Annotated in this window: 7 tRNA genes and 1 rRNA gene; all 8 read left to right on the top strand. The window is 53.3% G+C overall.

Annotated features, from left to right (window positions below):
* The first annotated feature begins 10 nt into the window (after window positions 1–10).
* A 5S ribosomal RNA gene (gene rrf / locus CF394_RS03515) occupies window positions 11–103 on the top strand.
* Window positions 104–121: 18 nt separating this feature from the next.
* Window positions 122–196: transfer RNA gene (locus CF394_RS03510), tRNA-Asn, on the top strand.
* Window positions 197–201: 5 nt separating this feature from the next.
* Window positions 202–292, top strand: a tRNA-Ser gene (locus CF394_RS03505).
* Window positions 293–318: 26 nt separating this feature from the next.
* Window positions 319–393: transfer RNA gene (locus tag CF394_RS03500), tRNA-Glu, on the top strand.
* A 5-nt stretch (window positions 394–398) separates the two neighbouring features.
* Window positions 399–474, top strand: a tRNA-Val gene (locus CF394_RS03495).
* A 19-nt stretch (window positions 475–493) separates the two neighbouring features.
* A tRNA-Met gene (locus CF394_RS03490) sits at window positions 494–570 on the top strand.
* A gap of 1 nt (window position 571) precedes the next feature.
* Window positions 572–647 (top strand) — tRNA-Asp (locus CF394_RS03485).
* Window positions 648–700: 53 nt separating this feature from the next.
* Window positions 701–776 (top strand) — tRNA-Phe (locus CF394_RS03480).
* Window position 777 lies beyond the last annotated feature (1 nt).

The raw sequence follows: 777 nt of genomic DNA, 5'->3' as shown, positions 1-777 counted from the left end.
ATACAAGAAGGCGAAGAGGTCACACCCGTTCCCATACCGAACACGGAAGTTAAGCTCTTCAGCGCCGATGGTAGTTGGGGGTCTCCCCCTGTGAGAGTAGGACGTCGCTAGGCACCACTATTCCGAAGTAGCTCAGTGGTAGAGCAACCGGCTGTTAACCGGTTGGTCGTAGGTTCGAGTCCTACCTTCGGAGCCATTTATGGAGAGCTGTCCGAGTGGCCGAAGGAGCACGATTGGAAATCGTGTATACGTTAACCGCGTATCAAGGGTTCAAATCCCTTGCTCTCCGCCATATAGCTTCAGTTCTACATAGTACATGGCCCCTTGGTCAAGCGGTTAAGACACCGCCCTTTCACGGCGGTAACACGGGTTCGAATCCCGTAGGGGTCACCATTTTCGGAGGATTAGCTCAGCTGGGAGAGCACCTGCCTTACAAGCAGGGGGTCGGCGGTTCGATCCCGTCATCCTCCACCATTTATCTTAATATTATTGTCGCGGGGTGGAGCAGCTCGGTAGCTCGTCGGGCTCATAACCCGAAGGTCGCAGGTTCAAATCCTGCCCCCGCAACCAAGGTCCCGTGGTGTAGCGGTTAACATGCCTGCCTGTCACGCAGGAGATCGCGGGTTCGATTCCCGTCGGGACCGCCATTTTTTAATAAGTAGATTTTACATAAGCCATAACGCTTACATAAAATCTTGTTGGCTCAGTAGCTCAGTTGGTAGAGCAAAGGACTGAAAATCCTTGTGTCGGCGGTTCGATTCCGTCCTGAGCCACCAT

This window comes from Tetzosporium hominis, from assembly GCF_002265435.1.
GTDB classification, from domain to species: domain Bacteria; phylum Bacillota; class Bacilli; order Bacillales_A; family Planococcaceae; genus Chryseomicrobium; species Chryseomicrobium hominis.
This window is presented reverse-complemented; position numbering and strand designations above follow the sequence as displayed.